This window comes from Desulfobacula sp. (genome assembly GCF_030611305.1).
Lineage (GTDB): Bacteria > Desulfobacterota > Desulfobacteria > Desulfobacterales > Desulfobacteraceae > Desulfobacula.
In genome coordinates this window covers 1-15762 of sequence record NZ_JAUWQB010000013.1, presented here as the reverse complement: position 1 = coordinate 15762, position 15762 = coordinate 1, and the positions used below count along the sequence as shown (strand labels likewise).

At 43.3% G+C, this 15762-nt stretch carries 9 protein-coding genes; all 9 read right to left on the bottom strand.

The window, feature by feature from the left end:
• Positions 1 to 3 precede the first annotated feature (3 nt).
• Positions 4 to 963, bottom strand: a complete 960-nt coding sequence (locus QAI40_RS03930; RefSeq protein ID WP_299980000.1) for a patatin-like phospholipase family protein — start codon at positions 961 to 963, stop codon at positions 4 to 6.
• 76 nt (positions 964 to 1039) lie between these two features.
• The gene (locus tag QAI40_RS03925; RefSeq protein ID WP_304511456.1) at positions 1040 to 4150 is read right to left on the bottom strand and encodes an efflux RND transporter permease subunit; all 3111 of its coding nucleotides are present in this window, start codon (positions 4148 to 4150) and stop codon (positions 1040 to 1042) included.
• A gap of 2 nt (positions 4151 to 4152) precedes the next feature.
• Positions 4153 to 5325, bottom strand: a complete 1173-nt coding sequence (locus tag QAI40_RS03920) for an efflux RND transporter periplasmic adaptor subunit (protein WP_299983384.1) — start codon at positions 5323 to 5325, stop codon at positions 4153 to 4155.
• Positions 5322 to 6788, bottom strand: coding sequence for a TolC family protein (locus tag QAI40_RS03915; RefSeq protein ID WP_299983382.1), 1467 nt, complete (start codon positions 6786 to 6788; stop codon positions 5322 to 5324). The genes QAI40_RS03920 and QAI40_RS03915 overlap by 4 nt, the downstream gene beginning before the upstream one ends.
• 89 nt (positions 6789 to 6877) lie before the next feature.
• Positions 6878 to 7924 carry a lipid A deacylase LpxR family protein gene (locus tag QAI40_RS03910; RefSeq protein WP_299983380.1) on the bottom strand — a complete coding sequence of 349 codons (1047 nt, stop codon included), beginning with the start codon at positions 7922 to 7924 and terminating at the stop codon, positions 6878 to 6880.
• Positions 7925 to 7991: 67 nt separating this feature from the next.
• A complete protein-coding gene (locus QAI40_RS03905; protein WP_299983378.1) occupies positions 7992 to 9137 on the bottom strand; it encodes a DUF6781 family protein in 1146 nt (381 codons plus the stop codon).
• A 43-nt stretch (positions 9138 to 9180) separates the two neighbouring features.
• Positions 9181 to 13659, bottom strand: a complete 4479-nt coding sequence (locus tag QAI40_RS03900) for an acyl-CoA dehydratase activase-related protein (RefSeq protein ID WP_299983376.1) — start codon at positions 13657 to 13659, stop codon at positions 9181 to 9183.
• A 5-nt stretch (positions 13660 to 13664) separates the two neighbouring features.
• Positions 13665 to 14693: a putative ABC transporter permease gene (locus QAI40_RS03895; protein ID WP_299983374.1), complete on the bottom strand. Its 1029-nt coding sequence runs from the start codon at positions 14691 to 14693 to the stop codon at positions 13665 to 13667.
• A 59-nt stretch (positions 14694 to 14752) separates the two neighbouring features.
• On the bottom strand, positions 14753 to 15337 hold the full coding sequence (locus QAI40_RS03890) for a TetR/AcrR family transcriptional regulator (protein ID WP_299983372.1): 585 nt from the start codon (positions 15335 to 15337) through the stop codon (positions 14753 to 14755).
• Between the last annotated feature and the right edge of the window lie 425 nt (positions 15338 to 15762).

The following is a 15762-nucleotide window of genomic DNA, read 5'->3' as shown; positions in this document are numbered from 1 at the left end:
TTGTTAAAAATTTTTTATTTTATCCCGGCTCACTTTATATCCTTCGTCAATCGCTTCTTTGGCCCGGTTGAATTCAAGAAACTTAAGGTGTCCCAGATTGGGTTGAATAAGAATGTCCGGTGGATCGGTTTTTAGCTTTATGGCAGTAATCTGTTCTTCCATGATATTTATCGAAGAAGTTAGCACTTCAAAAATACTCGGCATAGGTTCTTTGTTCATCCACTCTTTTACATGGGTTAAGGCAGGGAAATCAACTGCTTTAATCCTTTTATTCAAAGCGTCTACGACTTTATTTTCCCCCTGACCCAGTCGATTTTTTTTCTTCAAAAACTTTTTATTCGAATCTATATCAGTGATCTTGCCTGATCCTGTATTTTCAATACTATTATGGTTAAGGTCAACCGCTATTACAAAATCAGCACCCATCTCCCTCACCACACTTACAGGGACCGGGTTGACCAGCCCGCCGTCAACAATAAATGTACCATTTTTTTTAACCGGTGTAAATATTCCGGGTATTGAAATACTGGCCCTGACCGCTTCGATAATATTCCCGTCTTTTATCGCTACCTCGTTGCCAGTGGTCAGATCTGTAGACACCGCACAAAAAGGTAGGGAAAGGTCTTCGATGTTTATTCCCTTCACATGGTTTTGAATAAAACCGGAAACTTTTTTTCCATCAATAAGACCCGATTTCGGAAAGACAACATCAAACAAATAAGCGATTTTCTTCCAGTCAAGCTGCAGGACCACCTCTTCTAAAGCATCAATTTTACCGGATGCATAGACAGCTCCCACCAGTGCGCCGATACTGGTGCCGGCAACGTAGTCCACCCTAACACCGGCTTCGGTCAGGGCTCGAATCACTCCAATGTGAGACCAACCACGGGCAGACCCGCTACCCAGGGCCAAACCCACTTTTTTGGAAGGAATCTTCTTTTTTTTATGGAAAATATTTATCATGGTTATTATTTACAACCTTCCGATATTAAAGAATATCCATTGTCTTATGTTAATATTGAATATTATTTTCTTTATTTCAAACACTTTGTTTACTATTAATTTTTTTTATCTTTGCTTTAGATCGAGGTTTATGAACTATATAATAAACGATCGGGATAAGAACCAGTGTTACAAGGCCACTGACCAGCAGCCCCCCGATCACTGTAATTCCCAGGGCATTCCAGATTTCCGCTCCCTCTCCCCGGGAAAGTGCCAGGGGAAGCATGCCGAAAATGGTGGTAAGACTGGTCATAAGCACAGGACGAAGACGTGTTTTGCCTCCGGTAACAATAGCATCATGAAGACTCATTCCCCGGGCCTTCAACTGTCTGGTGTAATCCACAAATACTATAGCATTCTTTACCACGATTCCCATGAGCATGATGATACCTATAAAGGTTATCACATTAAGTGCGGTTCCAGTAAGCACAAAAGCCCAGATCACCCCTACAAAGGCAAAGGGAACAGAAAACATGATGATAAAGGGATCTTTAAAATCCTCAAACTGCCCGGCCATAATCATATAAACAAGAGCTACACCAAGTACTAAAAGGAGCATCAGATCATTGAAGGCCTTTCTCTGCTCTTCCACCTCCCCTCCCCATTCGATGGAAATACCGGGGGGCAGCTCAAGAGTTGACATTTTTTCTCGAATATCACGCACAACATCTCCCAAAACTCTACCTTGAACACCTGCCCGGACGTGGGTGATCCTGATACGATTCTTTCTATCAATCTCCACGGGTCCAAATGCTTCTTCGATGGCTGCTACATTGCGAAGCTTGACAATCTGTCCTTTCATGGTCGTTATGGGGGTCTCTCCGATCTGAAGAATGCTCTGCCGCTCGTCCTTCTTCAAACGCAGTTCGATATCAAAATCATCTCCCGACGCTCTTAATTTTGTGCTGTCAAATCCATAGTAGTTGGTTCTGAGAGCATCAGCAACAATAGCAACATTCAACCCTAATGAGGCCGCCTTATCCCGGTCAAGCCGGACACGAATTTCCGGGCGTAATAATTTTCTGCTCACTGAAATATCCACCGTTCCAGGCACACTTTCCGTTATCAGGCGAATTTGTTCAGCTATTGTGTTGGTCTCTTCAATGTTGTGGCCTAGTACTTCTATGCTGATGGCCTGCCCGCCGCCCAGAAAAGCCTTTTGAATTGAGCTGACGGCACTGGCTGAAAATTTTGAAACACCCGGCAGTTCCATGACCCGTCTACGAAGTGTATCAGCTATCGTTTTTGCGTCGCGGTTGCGCTCTTCCTTGTCAGTAAGACGTCCGCCGATACGTCCGATATTTGTTCCTTCATCAAAACCAAGTGCTGTTAAAAAGCCTTTTTTTGTCTGTCCTGCAACAGCATAAGAAGCTTCCATCTCAGGAATTGCATTGACTGCATTGAGCATCTGCTCCGTTGTCTCAGCTGTGACTTCACCACGGGTTCCTTCAGCCATTTCAAGTACCACTTCCACTTCACCTGAATCAACTTCCGGGAAAAATTCGGTCCCCACAACAGGAATCAAAGTCAGGCTTCCAAAAAATACAAGGCATATCAGGCCAAGTGATATCAAACGGTGCTTCAACACACGTTCGATAAGCCGGGAGTATCCTGCTTCAATATTAGTAAATATCCGTTCACTCCATTCAAACACCTTGTTTGTTTTTCTTTCGCTTAAAGGACGAATCAATCGGGAACAGGCCATTGGCGTCAAGGTTATAGATACTAAATAGGAGGTTAACATGGCGATAATCATGATAAAGGCTAGCTGAGTAAAGAGTATCCCCGCGATCCCCTTGACAAAAAGGAGCGGAATAAAAACAGCCACAATGCTCAAGGCCGATGCTGCCACTGCCAAGCCTACCTCGGAGGCCCCTGTAATGGCAGCTGTTTTTGGATCTTCTCCCCCGTCAATATGCCGGATTATATTTTCAAGCACCACAATGGCATCATCCACTACCATACCCATGGCGATGGCAAGGCTCAAAAGAGAAATGACATTAAAAGTATATCCCATGAAATAGAGCCCGAGAAAGGAAGCGATAATGGATAAAGGGATCGACATGGTCACTATCAGGCTGGATCGAAACCTGCGAAGAAAAAGGAAACAAATGATGACAACAAGTATGCCCCCGACAATGGCGGCTTCAGCCAGGTTTTGAATCATATTCTTAATGTGGTAAGAGTTGTCTATGATGGTATGAACCTGGATATCTGCGGGAAGGCTGTCTTCCAATGTTTTTAATTTGTCTTTAATGTGGTTGATGACTTTTACTGTATTGGCACCGGACTGTTTTTGAATAATCACTGCAATCCCGGGAAGATTGCCTGACCATGCCCATTCCTGGGACTCTTCAAAAGCATCACTGACATCGGCCACATCCCTGAGACGTACAAGCGTATCGTTGTGGCTGCCGATGACAATGTCTGCAATTTCCATGGCATCTTTGAAACGGCCCGCCACCCTGATCTGAAGTTCTTTTTGCCCCACCTTAACAGTGCCGGCGGGAAGGTTAAGATTTTCAGTGGCAAGCACCTTTCGGATTTGCTGGACGGAAATGTGGTAGGCCTCAAGGCTCTCACGATCAAAATGGACGTTTATCTGTCTCTCCTGTCCGCCAATAAAGAGAATCGCTCCCACACCTGAGATACGCTTTATAGGATCGGCAACCATTTTGTCCACGATCCGGTAAAGATCCGGGCTGCTCTCCTTGGCTGTAACAGTCAGAACCATCACCGGAACCATGGAGCTGCTGAACTTGAAAATAAAGGGTTCTTTGGCACCGTCTGCAATATCCGACTTTGCCAGATCAATCTTTTCCCGGATATCGTTGACCGCCACATCCAGGTCTGTGCCCCAATCGAATATACAAGTGACAATGGATATATTATCCTTGGATTTTGATTCCAGCCGGTCCAGATCGGGTGTTGTGGAAAGCTGGTCTTCAAGATACTTGGTGACTTCAGACTCTACGTCTACAGCAGAAGCCCCGGGATATGGGGTAATAACACTCACTGCAGGGGGTTCGATATCAGGCAGCAGATCCAGGTTAAGCTTGAAAAATGCAACCGTTCCAATCATGACAAGCGCGGCAAAAATCATTATTATTGTAACCGGTCGTTTTACTGCCATTTCAGAAAGATTCACTGTTATTTCTCCTTCTGTGTATTTTTTATTTCACCGGCTGTTTCAGCGGGAACAGTTACTCTTATCCCCGAACGTAGTCGTCCGGCGCCGCTTGCGACGATTTTTTCACCTTTGACCAGACCTTCCAGCACCTCTGCATATTTATCACCCATTTTTTTTATCTTTATGGATTGTTTTTTTATCTTGTCCCCTTGTACAATAAACACATAAAAGGTACCGCTCCCCGGCAGCCGGTGAAGACTATCACGGGAAACAGCCAAAGCTGTGCGTCGCCCGGTCAAAAGTTTCACCCTGGCGAACATTCCATCCACCAGCCTGCCGGAAGGGTTGGATATTTCAATCCTGACCCGAAAGGTTCGCACCCTTGGGTCAACCATTGGATTGATCATCGTTACTTTTCCGGGAAAATCCTGTCCCTGGTAAGCATCCACCGATACCACTGCCTGATCATCAATATTAATACGCCCAAAGTCTTTTTCCGGGAGTTCAACATCCACTTTTATTGCAGTTTGATCAATGATTTTAAGAACCTGAACACCCGGGGCCACTGATTGACCCACTTCTACATTTCTATCCACAACGATTCCGGTAATGGAAGATCGAATCTGAGCGTTTTTTAAATGCTCCCGGGCTGTTTCAAGAACAGCCAAAGATTGATTGTAGTTTCCCTTTGTCACAGCCATCGCCTCCATGGCTGTGTTATATGCTGCTTCCGTGGCATCGAAGCGGCTCTGGGGGATGACTTTTCCAGCCAAAAGCCTGGTGGCGCGATGGTATTCTTTTTGGGCCTGGTCAAATTGTGACCTTGCCTGTGCTATAGCCGCCTTTGCGGACTGACATGCTGCCTTTGCCTGATTAACACCCAATTGAAAGCTGGTGCGGTCCAGCACAATAACGACCTGTCCTGCCTTGACCCTGTCGCCAATATCCACCAAAACGTCATCTACGTTCCCGGCAACCTTTGGACTCAGAGGATTGACCTCTCTCGCTCTGAGCGTACCCACAGCATTGGAGGTATCTTGAAATTCATGAAGGGCTGCGTACTCAACCTTCACCGGTATAACAGTTTCACTCACTTTTATATTGTTTTCACTCTTGTATGTAAGTTGAAGGATAAAAAATACCGCACCCGCCACAATTGCAGCAACAAAAATATACAAAATGATTCGTTTCATTTAGTCTGCTCCTTTTGCTTTAAATCATTTTTTTTTATATTAACTCCAGTTGCCCTATCAAGCGCTGCCAAGGCCACATTGTACTCAAAAAGAGCCTGGGCATTATTTGCCTCGGCACGGCTGAGAGCTGTCTGGGCATTCAGAACATTCGTATTGGTTCCTTCCCCGGCCTGGTAACGAGCCTTTTCCATGCGGTAAGCTTCACCGGATGTTTTCAGGGCAGCTTCTGATGCGGTAATATTTTTTTCCGCATTTTCAAGGTTCAGAAAAGCCTTACGCACCTCAAGACAAATTTGTTCTTCAATCTTTTTATACTTAATTTTTATCTGATTAACACCGGATCGGGCTTTAATAATATCCGCTCTGGTTTTTCCCCAGTTCCAGAGAGGAACTTCAGCCCCTATACCAAAGGTCCAGTGGTAATCTCCATCCATCTCACGAATGTCACCTTTAATGTAGTCATAGCGGCCTTCCAGAGCAATCGTTGGGAGATATTTCCCCTTGGCAGCTATTAATCCCTGTTCAGCCACGCTGATCTGATATTTTAAAGACGAAAGTTCCGATCGTTCTTTAATTGCCCGACTGGTAAACTTAGAAAGATCGCCTGCTGGTTTGGGAGGGTGACCAAGCCTCTGAGTTAAAAAAATAGGCTCTTCCAAATCGATAACCATAAGATTTTTCAACCCGGACAATGCAATATCAAAAGCATTGGCAGAAGCATTGAGATTTTTTTTCGCATTGGCAAGATCAGTTTTTGTCCGAAGCAGATCTACCTCCGGATTAACACCCTCACGAACCAGAATGAAAACATCATGCTCATGTTGCTCAAGGAGATTAACCGCCTCAACAGCAACATTATGAAATGCTTCGGCCACCTGTGCGGTTCGATAAACTCTGGTGACCTGAAAGACAATTTCTTCTTCAATACTTTTTTTATCCTCAATGCGGGCATCCCTGGCGTACCTGGCCGCCTTGCGGCCTGCATTAAGCCTGCCGCCTGTAAAAACAGGCTGCCGGAGTACAATACCGGCCTTATAAATATCCCTGTCCATGAATGTCATGGAGACAGGACCCAGCCCAAAGGCCAATTCTTCGTCAAGCTTTGTATAATTTGCCTCAGCACCCATAAAAGGGAGCATGGCTGACCAAGCTCGGGTGATATCGGCATCAGCCTGGGCCAGGCTTTCCTCAATAAGATGAATATCCAGATTTCTTTCCAATGCAATATCAATGCAATCTATTAAGGCCAGGCGAAGTTTTCCGTTTTGCCTGAAGGGTAAAAGCATCTCAATGCCTTCATGGGATATTCTGCTGCCAAGACCGAAAACGGTGTTTGACCGGCTCGCAAAATCAAAAGCACCGCCATTACGGTTTTGAGCAAAAACAGGTTTTGCACCCGGATTCATTGCAATCCCTAAACACAGCATCAGTATTATGACAGATACCTGTTTAAAATTTTTCATTTAACTAATACTCCTTGTGTTGGTTGAAAAGTTTACATTGTTGCTATCCAACAACTTTATTTCATTAATAACCCATTCTAAGATTCGGCTCAGTAAGTAAAGGCTAATGTGATGGAACCAAAGGTCTGGTTATCTTCCTGTCCTTTGAATTCTTTTGTTTGTAAAACGTGAGTGTAGCAAAGCTTAAAACGATCAATTATCAGTCCGACTCCCAGTCCGACATCACCCACAAAATATTTTTTATCGACATTGTGGCTGTCTGTAAAAGTGTTTCCATCTAAAAAAATGTTGCGTAGTACGGCACGCCCGTCTACCATGGTAAAAACATAGAGACTGAAATCTTGACTACCGGACAGACGCGGGTCCCGGGTATTCAAAGGAGCGTTGGAATCACCTGCCGGCCGAATAAGAGATGTTCCGAAATCCCTGGGTATATTCCATCCAATACGGGCTTCAATTCCTGCGTTGGCATAGGTGTAAACATTACCCAATGCACCACCCAGACGGGGGATGAGATCCAAACCCAAACCACCACCCCTGCTGTAAAAAGATCGCCATTTCCGCTCATATACGACAGCAAGACCGGGCTCGTTCTTGATTTGATTGTCCCAGCCGTTGGGGGTTTGACAACCTCTTAATTTATGGACCAGTTTTTGTGTGTGTTCGGCAAAGGAATAAGGGCCTACTATACCGAGCTGGATCTCCATCGAATCTAACCGACGCTCATTTTTGCTGTGCAAGCCGATGCCGAAATAGGTCCACCCCGCGTATGGGCGGTCATCTTCAATCAGATCATCGATAGAAATATCCCCTGGTGTATACATGTTTTGTCCGATGGAAAGGCCAACATTTCGCTGCAACCCCTGCTCATTTATAAAAGGCAGCCTGCGTATAACCGGCAAGCTCCAGTCAGGCAGGCTGTCGCTTCTCGCATAACCGGTCAAATCGGGTGAAATCCAGGACAATTTGACACCGTTGGTATAGCCATAGTCAGTGTCCGCAAACAAGTCATTTTCAAAATAAAAACTAAATGTTCCCTCATCTTCTACAGCTTCACATGACCCTGGACCCAAGGCAAGTGTAATGCTCATTGGCAACAGCAGTAATACCAGAGATTTGAATACAATTTGTTTCAACCACATATCATTGAAAATCTATTTTCCCCTCAATTCTTATATAATGGTAAACCCTTATTTTAAGCATTTACTGATCCTTTTTTTCTTTCGTTAAAGCATCCTTTGCTCCTTTCCACATTCCGGAAACCGCCCCCTTTGCAACATATACAGATTTTTTCCCAAGTTCTTTGGCTTCACCAGCCACGGCATGTGCCGCTTTTGCGGTTGCTTTAACCGCATCTTTACCGGCCTCTTTCAACTTACCAGCCACTTTGTCAGCGGTTTTTTCAGCAGCATTGTGAGCTTTTTGTCTTAAGGCAGAGGTCGTTTTCTGTGCCTGGTCGGTAAGATCGGTTAATACATCTTTTGCCACCTCTCCGGAACGTATTGCAATTTTTCGGGTTGTTTCCAGAAAAAGCTCTTCAATCACTTCAAGCTCTTCCTTTGTCCGGGCAAGATCCTTATGGGCAAATTCCTTTGTCCTGTCTTCAACAGATTCTATTGCTGAAATAATTCCCTTTTGAGTTCCCTCAAAAGCGCCATGAACAACTTTTTTAGTCTCTTTACCGGCCTCCTCGGCAGCCTCCACAGCCCCGGACAATACTTTCTCAGCGATTATCTCCACCCTGTCCGCTGTGAATCGGCCTTCTTCCAGAGCTTTTTCGGTGGCATCGCTGGCAATCTGGGTCACGGTTTCTTTCACATCTTGGCCAGACTCAATAGCCTCTTTAACCGCTTCTTTAACAGTCTGTTTTGTTAATCCTAGAAGCTGAGTGCTTTTCAGTTTTACATCAACCACAGCAGAGCCTACCCATTTTTTAACATCTTCGGATAAGGTCTCACCGGCATCTTTGGCGCCTTCCAGGCCTTCTCTCAAATCTTTAGCCAGCTGAGCCCTTTCTTCTGCAAGTCGTGTTTCCAGTTGCCAGACTTCCTGCCAAGTGGCCTCAACAGTCTGTTCTCCATGGCTTCGAGCACCGGCAATAGCTCCTTCTACAGCTCCTTCCACGAATTCTTTTGTACCTGCTCCGGTCTCCTTAAGACCTGTCATGGCAGCATCCACAGCATCTTTGACGACTAAGCGTAGCTGGGCAACACCTTCTTTGCTTTCGCCCATAACATCGGACACGGCCTCCTCTAAAATTTCATGCACCATCTTAGTGGTAATTTGCCCTGCCTCTTTAGCCTTCCTTAACTCCTCTACAATACGATTTTTTATCTGATTTTTTGACATGATTTGTGTCTCCTATAACTAAAAATTAATGGTAACATTGCTATTACCTGTGAATAAAACTGCCCGCTTTTTTTCTCAGTTCCAGTCCAGACACCCAGGATTTCCATTTTTCAACTTCCAGCGGTATATAATTTGTCAAACTATTTAAATCACCGGGCAGGAAATGGGGGATTGCGAACTGTCCGGCCGGTTCCGGCTGGGGCATCGTCTTTGTCCCATGAGCCATCTCTTCTTTGGCTCCGTCAACCATAAAATGCAGTCTGTTTAAAACATTAACCTCACTGACCCCGGCATCCATATCAAGGGAAAGCAAATGCAAATAAGGGAACATGACCTTCAATTTTTTTTCAACACCCCTGCCGGTGATATGGTTGGCAATACAGCCAAATGGCTGAAGACAGACTATGTTGCCGATCCTTTCATTAAGCATGGCGATCATTTCGGCTGTTAACAGCCATCCTTCACCGAACTGGTTAGCCAGGCTGACCACTTCACTTGTGTTTTCAGCCAGATTTTTTAAACTATGGTGCTTTCGGTAAAAACGAAAGTCCTGCATAACCCTGTCAATACGAAACAAATGATAATTTGCATAAATTTCCAGTAGTCTGGTTTTGATATTGTCCGCAGGAGAAAATTTAAAAAATGCTTTCTGGTTGAATGATTCATTGACAAACCTCTGGGCAAAAAAACTTTGCAAAGACGGGAGAACCACTTCTACTCCCTGATCTGAAAGCCACTCAATAATATTTCCATTTGAAAAAAAGTTATATTTAACAAATATCTCACCTACGATTCCAATTTTGGGAACAGGCTTATTTTTAATCCTGACTCTATTGAAATCGTCCACGGCCCTTTTAAGAAGATTTAACAGATAATGATAATCGGCTTTTTCAATACCCGGTTCCATCCTGGATAAATATTTGGCATGCAAAGCTGCTGAGGTTCCCGGAATCTCTTCCCGGACAATAGTAGAAAGATACATCCGGGCCAGGGGATCGGCAAAAATAACGCCAAGGCCCAGTCTTTTCACAAGCTCTTTTTCATTGATGACAAATCCGGGCTGGTGATTTATCTCCCCGGCAGATATGCTAATTACCGGAACATCGGCCAGATCTGCATCAGCCAACCCTTTTTTGATAAGGGAAACATAAGAGGATGCCCTGCACTGACCTCCTGTCTGGGTCAGGATTACCCCTGTCTTGCACGGATCATATCTGCCTGATTTAAAGGCTTTAATTATGTCGCCTGCAACAAGTATGGTTGGATAGCACATATCGTTGTTTACAGCCTTAAGGCCTAATTCCACCGAGGCCCTGTCCTGGGGCGGGAGTATATCCACACGGTAACCAAGAGGCCTGAATGCAGCCGGGATCAGTGAAGAATAAAAAGGAGAAAAATAGGGTGCAATAAGGGTTCTTCCTCTGTCTTTCTGCATAAAAATTCTGTTTGCTTTTTTTCCATTTCCCTGGTCCGTGTGTGACCTGGTTATATTCTCTTTAATTGCTTCCAGCATAGAACGCAGCCTTATCTTAACTGCACCCAGATTGGCAATTTCATCCATTTTTATTAAAGTGTAAACCTTCCCGCTGCCCCTGATAATTTCCCTGACCTCATCTGCTGATACGGCATCGGGGCCGCACCCAAAAGAGGTCAGTTGAACCAGCTGGACATTTCGGTTTTTGGCAACCCATTCTGCAGCGCCATACAGTCTGTTGACATAGCCCCATTGAGTAAGAACACTGACGTCGCCAAGGGCCTGGCTAATGCCATGGGGGACTGCATTTTCGCTGATAACATCCACCCCAAGTTCTGTGAGAAAATCTCCAATGCCGTGGTTGATTAAAGGATCTATATGGTAAGGTCGGCCGGCCAGGACAATAACCATCCGCCCTTCTTTTTTTGCCTTGTTTATCAAGGTTTTTGCCCTGGCTTTAAGTTGTTTTTTGAACGCTTTTTGATCTGCAAACCCTTGTTCCACTCCCTTTGACACGGTCTTGAAATTTACGCTGAATTGTTTAAAAAAATGATAAAGCTGTTTTTTTAGGAGCTGACTGTTTTTAAAGCTGATGGGAGGATTATCAAGGGGAATATTATATTTCCCATTGGGATTAACGGCACTCTTTAAAAGATCGGGATACCCGGTGACAACCGGACAATTAAAGCTGTTTAAAGCGTCGGAATATTCTTCTTGCTCATAAACCACAGTGGGGTAAAAAATCCTGCCCACTTTTTTTTCTATGAGATCAACAATATGTCCGTGGGCAAGCTTTGCCGGAAAGCAGATGTTTTCGGACATCACGCTTGGTGCTCCTTTTTCGTACAGCTTAAAATTAGAAGGCGAGGAAAGAACAACTTTAAATCCACAAAATGTTAGAAATGTGTTCCAAAAGGGAAAATTCTCATACATATTCAGACAGCGGGGGATGCCGTATGTGAGGATCGGATCGCCTTCAGGTTTCATATTGCGGTCAAAAAGAAGCCCTGTTTGCTCTGTTATCAGATTTTCACCCCTGTGGTTTATCTTGGCATTATTGCTAAAATACTTTTCACACCGATTCCCGGTAAAAAAATGATTTCCATTGGAAAAGATAAGTTTTAATACAGCACACTGGTTTTCGCATCCATTGCAGCGGATTTCCTTTTTTGAAAATTGGGTCCCTGTATCCGGATTTTCAATACCATTAAATACTATTGATTCGTTCGGTTTCAGGCGATGATTATTAATGGCCGTCAATGCTGAGCCATATGCTCCCATCAGCTCGGAGATATCAGACCGAACGACTTTTTTGTCAAGCAGAAGTTCCAATGCCCGCAGCACAGCCTGATTGCGAAATGTCCCCCCCTGAACAACGATTTTATTCCCTAGTTCAGCAGTATTTTTCAGTTTGAGAACTTTATAAAGTGCATTTTTGATCACAGAATAAGCAAGCCCTGCTGAAATATCTGAAACACTTGCATTTTCTCGAAGTGCCTGCTTGACCCTGGAATTCATGAAAACCGTGCAACGGGTTCCAAGATCAAATGGTGCGTTTTTTTCGCATGCGATTGTGGCAAAATCAGAGGTTGTGTGCCCGAGAGAATGGGCAAAAGTCTCTATAAAGGAGCCACATCCTGATGAGCAGGCCTCATTAACCTGGATATCGGAAATTGCATGGTCACGGATAAAAATAGCTTTCATATCCTGTCCGCCGATATCCAGAATAAATGAAACATCCGGGTCAAAGCGCTTGGCTGCCTGGTAATGCGCCATTGTCTCAACAACGCCATCATTTAGCCCGAAAGCGGACTTGATAAGGCCTTCTCCATATCCTGTCGCTACAGTTCGAACGATATGAGGTAAAAATCCAAGCTTTAAAAATTTTCCTTTAAGATAAGACAGTCCTTCTTTGACAGCTTGTATAGGGTTGCCATTGTTAGCCCCGTAATGACCAATTACAAAACGTCCCTGTTCGTCAGTAACCACAATTTTTGTGGTCGTAGAACCGGAATCTATGCCTAAAAAAAGTTTTTTGTCTCTTGTCTCTTCTATATTTATTCTGGATACACAGGTTTTGTTGTGTCTTTCCTGCCATAATTCAACCTCAATTTTATTTTTAAACAGGGGGGGGAGTCTTTTTACAGTTGAAGTTGATTCTGGAACGAAGTTGATAGAATTGTTTATTTTCTGGTTCGACCCTTTTTTAGACACCTTCAAAACTTCACTGATTCTGGCCTGGTAAAGACTGCTCTCCCTGTTTATGGCGGCCCCCATGGCAGGAATAAGTTCCGGACGGTCGGGAATAATTAAATCACCCGGATTATCTATTTTAAGAACGTTTTTAAAAGCTTTACGCAGTTCAGGATAAAAAGTAAGCGGCCCGCCGCCGATTAGTATTTTCGGATCTATATCACGGCCATGGGACAAAGCTGTAATCACCTGCAGGGCAACTGAATGAAATACGGAAGCTGCAATATCTTCTTTGGAGACATGGCGGCTGAGTAAATCCTGGATATCGGTCTTGGCAAAGACCCCGCACCGGGATGCAATGGGATAGATATTTTCCGCCTTTTTTGCCAAAGTATTAAGTTCCATGACATCAACATTCAAAAGGGCTGCCATCTGATCAATAAAAGCCCCTGTGCCTCCGGCACAACTCCCGTTCATCCTGATATCCGGCCTAAATTGAGTATCAAAAAATATTATTTTGGAGTCCTCACCGCCTATCTCAACAAATGTCCTGACGTTTGGATAATATTTTTTTATAAAGCAGGCAGAAGCCACTACCTCTTGAACAAAGGGCAGTCCAAAAATCTCGGCAGCACCCATCCCAGCTGATCCGGTTACTGCCAGATCAAGTTTGATATCACCTAACTCTTGCTGGGCTTCTTTAAATATCTGACGTATAGTTTCTACGGTCCTGGCATTATGGCGGCAGTAACGGGAAAAAATCATGCTGCCGTTTCCATCGTATATAACAACCTTTGCTGTTGTAGAGCCTATATCAATTCCAGTTAAGCAGAAATCTGTCATATCCTTTGTCATAACAGTTATTCTCCCAATCCTGAACTGTCCAAAGCTGTAATCGGTTTACGTGTTTTTTTGTGTCCTTTAAAATTGATATAATCCCTTGCAGAGCAAAACGTATCTATTACTGAAACGATAAGAGATTCCATGTAAACCGGAGGGACAACGGTGAGAGGCCACATGTGTTTTTTAATAATATCCTCTTCTTTTTTAGAAAGGTCTGTTAATTTGTGTGCATTTTTCAAAGCGATATTATGGTGCCTGAAGCCATGAAACCTTGGTCCTTCATGCTGCCAGTCATAATAAAAAAGGTCGTGAAGCAAAGCCCCTCGAACAATTGCATTAGAGTCCAGAGACAATTTCCTGCTCCACTGAAAACTTAGATATGCAACTTCCTTTACATGTTCCAGTCTTGTCTTACCCCTATGATGGTTACATTGAGAAAGGGCTTTTAGTTGCGGATTTTCAAGCAGCGGCCTTGATAGGTTAATAAACTCAAGTTCAATTATTTCTTTCTCTTCCAGTGATTTGGAAGATATAATATTCGTAAGAAGCGCCCCAATAAAATCAATGGTTATTATTGAAATTAACACAGCTGTGGATAGGTTTTTGAACACCGGTGAAATAGAATTAAAAATGTTTTGATAGGATGCTAAGAAGAAATATTCAAAGCCAAACGCCAGAAAAACCCAGTAAATGGAAAATTTCAGGCAGACATGCCCCTTGTAATGGAGGAACTGATCTGAATAGTCCCACAGCCTGATGTTAAACAAACCAGTGCCTGTTAACCCGCAAATCAGTTCCAGACCTGTTATAGCGATAAAATAGGTGAAAATTTTAATAATAAAATTAACATCATAAAGATTAAAAAGAAAGATACAACCCATAAGCATCAGAGAACCCGTTCCATACAAAACAAGGAATGGCCCCTTCAAAAAACCGGGATTGACAAACCGCCCTGCACACAGAGACCTGTAAGAAACTTCCAGAATCCATCCCATTATAGAAAAGAGGCAAAAAGAAAAGAATATATACAAAATACTTATTTCCATTTTACGAACCTATATTGATAGTTAAAAAATTCACAAAAACAAATCCGCTTGCTGCTGCTTTAATGTTTTTCTTTGCACACCATACCGAAAAAAATAATATTCATTAATTCATCCAGATAATACTCAATCTTTTCCTGGCTTTCCTGCACCAGCCAGTTAAGCTCAAACCCCCTCAAGGCATAAGCAATACCCCTTGCTGCCAAAAAAGTATCATTAATGCGAAACATACCCTTTTCCATACCTTCCTTTAAAATTGAATGGATTAAATTCACTTCACGCTCAATAAAATCACTGCGGATGCTTTCAGCACTGGGTAAGAGGTTCTCTATCCCTTCCCGGTCAAGATTAAGAATATTTATTGCCTGCCGCATATATTTAAACTTGGCACGCGCAAATGCGGAAAGCTTATCCTTTGGTGAAACTTCCTGAGCCACCGAAGATGAAACCTTATTCATGATATCATTAGTTTCCCGGCGAAGGACTTCGAGGTAAACCTGGTCTTTGCTGCCAAAGTAGTTGTATATCGTACCCTTGGCTACACGCGCCATCCGAGCAACCTCGTCTATACTTGTCTTTCTGAGACCATAGCGTCCAAACATTTTTTTTGCAGTATCCAGAATAGATATAACTTTTTCAGGTTTCATAATTTTATCCCCTTATTAAGTTTTTGAACTAAAATCGTTTTATAGTCTAAATTAGTATAATTACCTAAAACTTTCTGTCAAGGAAATAATTGAATTTTGAAAATAATAAATTAGAGCATACTAGGGTTTTTAGACCATTTCCAGAATTAGTTTAAATTGTTTGCTAAAAATATTTCGAAAACAAGGGGAATTGAGAACAGCCCAAGAGTAGCCACTTTGTTTATGAACTGAACCGCTTCGCGGAAGTGTGCGTCCCAACTGCTAAAATTCAATCAACATTTTCTTTTTTTCAAAATAAATCTACAATACTTCCTGCGGCTTAATCATCGGCCGGTTTTATTAATTTTTATCAAGGAGGTATTACAATGGGCCATGATCTTAGAACCCAATTTGTCAATCACATGATTCTTCATCGGCTTTCACCC

Excerpts from the sequence above, each read along its gene's own strand:
- QAI40_RS03930 (WP_299980000.1), bottom strand. The coding sequence starts at position 963 with ATGATAAATATTTTCCATAAAAAAAAGAAGATTCCTTCCAAAAAAGTG.
- QAI40_RS03920 (WP_299983384.1), bottom strand. The coding sequence starts at position 5,325 with ATGAAACGAATCATTTTGTATATTTTTGTTGCTGCAATTGTGGCGGGT.
- QAI40_RS03915 (WP_299983382.1), bottom strand. The coding sequence starts at position 6,788 with ATGAAAAATTTTAAACAGGTATCTGTCATAATACTGATGCTGTGTTTA.
- QAI40_RS03905 (WP_299983378.1), bottom strand. The coding sequence starts at position 9,137 with ATGTCAAAAAATCAGATAAAAAATCGTATTGTAGAGGAGTTAAGGAAG.
- QAI40_RS03900 (WP_299983376.1), bottom strand. The coding sequence starts at position 13,659 with ATGACAAAGGATATGACAGATTTCTGCTTAACTGGAATTGATATAGGC.
- QAI40_RS03895 (WP_299983374.1), bottom strand. The coding sequence starts at position 14,693 with ATGGAAATAAGTATTTTGTATATATTCTTTTCTTTTTGCCTCTTTTCT.
- QAI40_RS03890 (WP_299983372.1), bottom strand. The coding sequence starts at position 15,337 with ATGAAACCTGAAAAAGTTATATCTATTCTGGATACTGCAAAAAAAATG.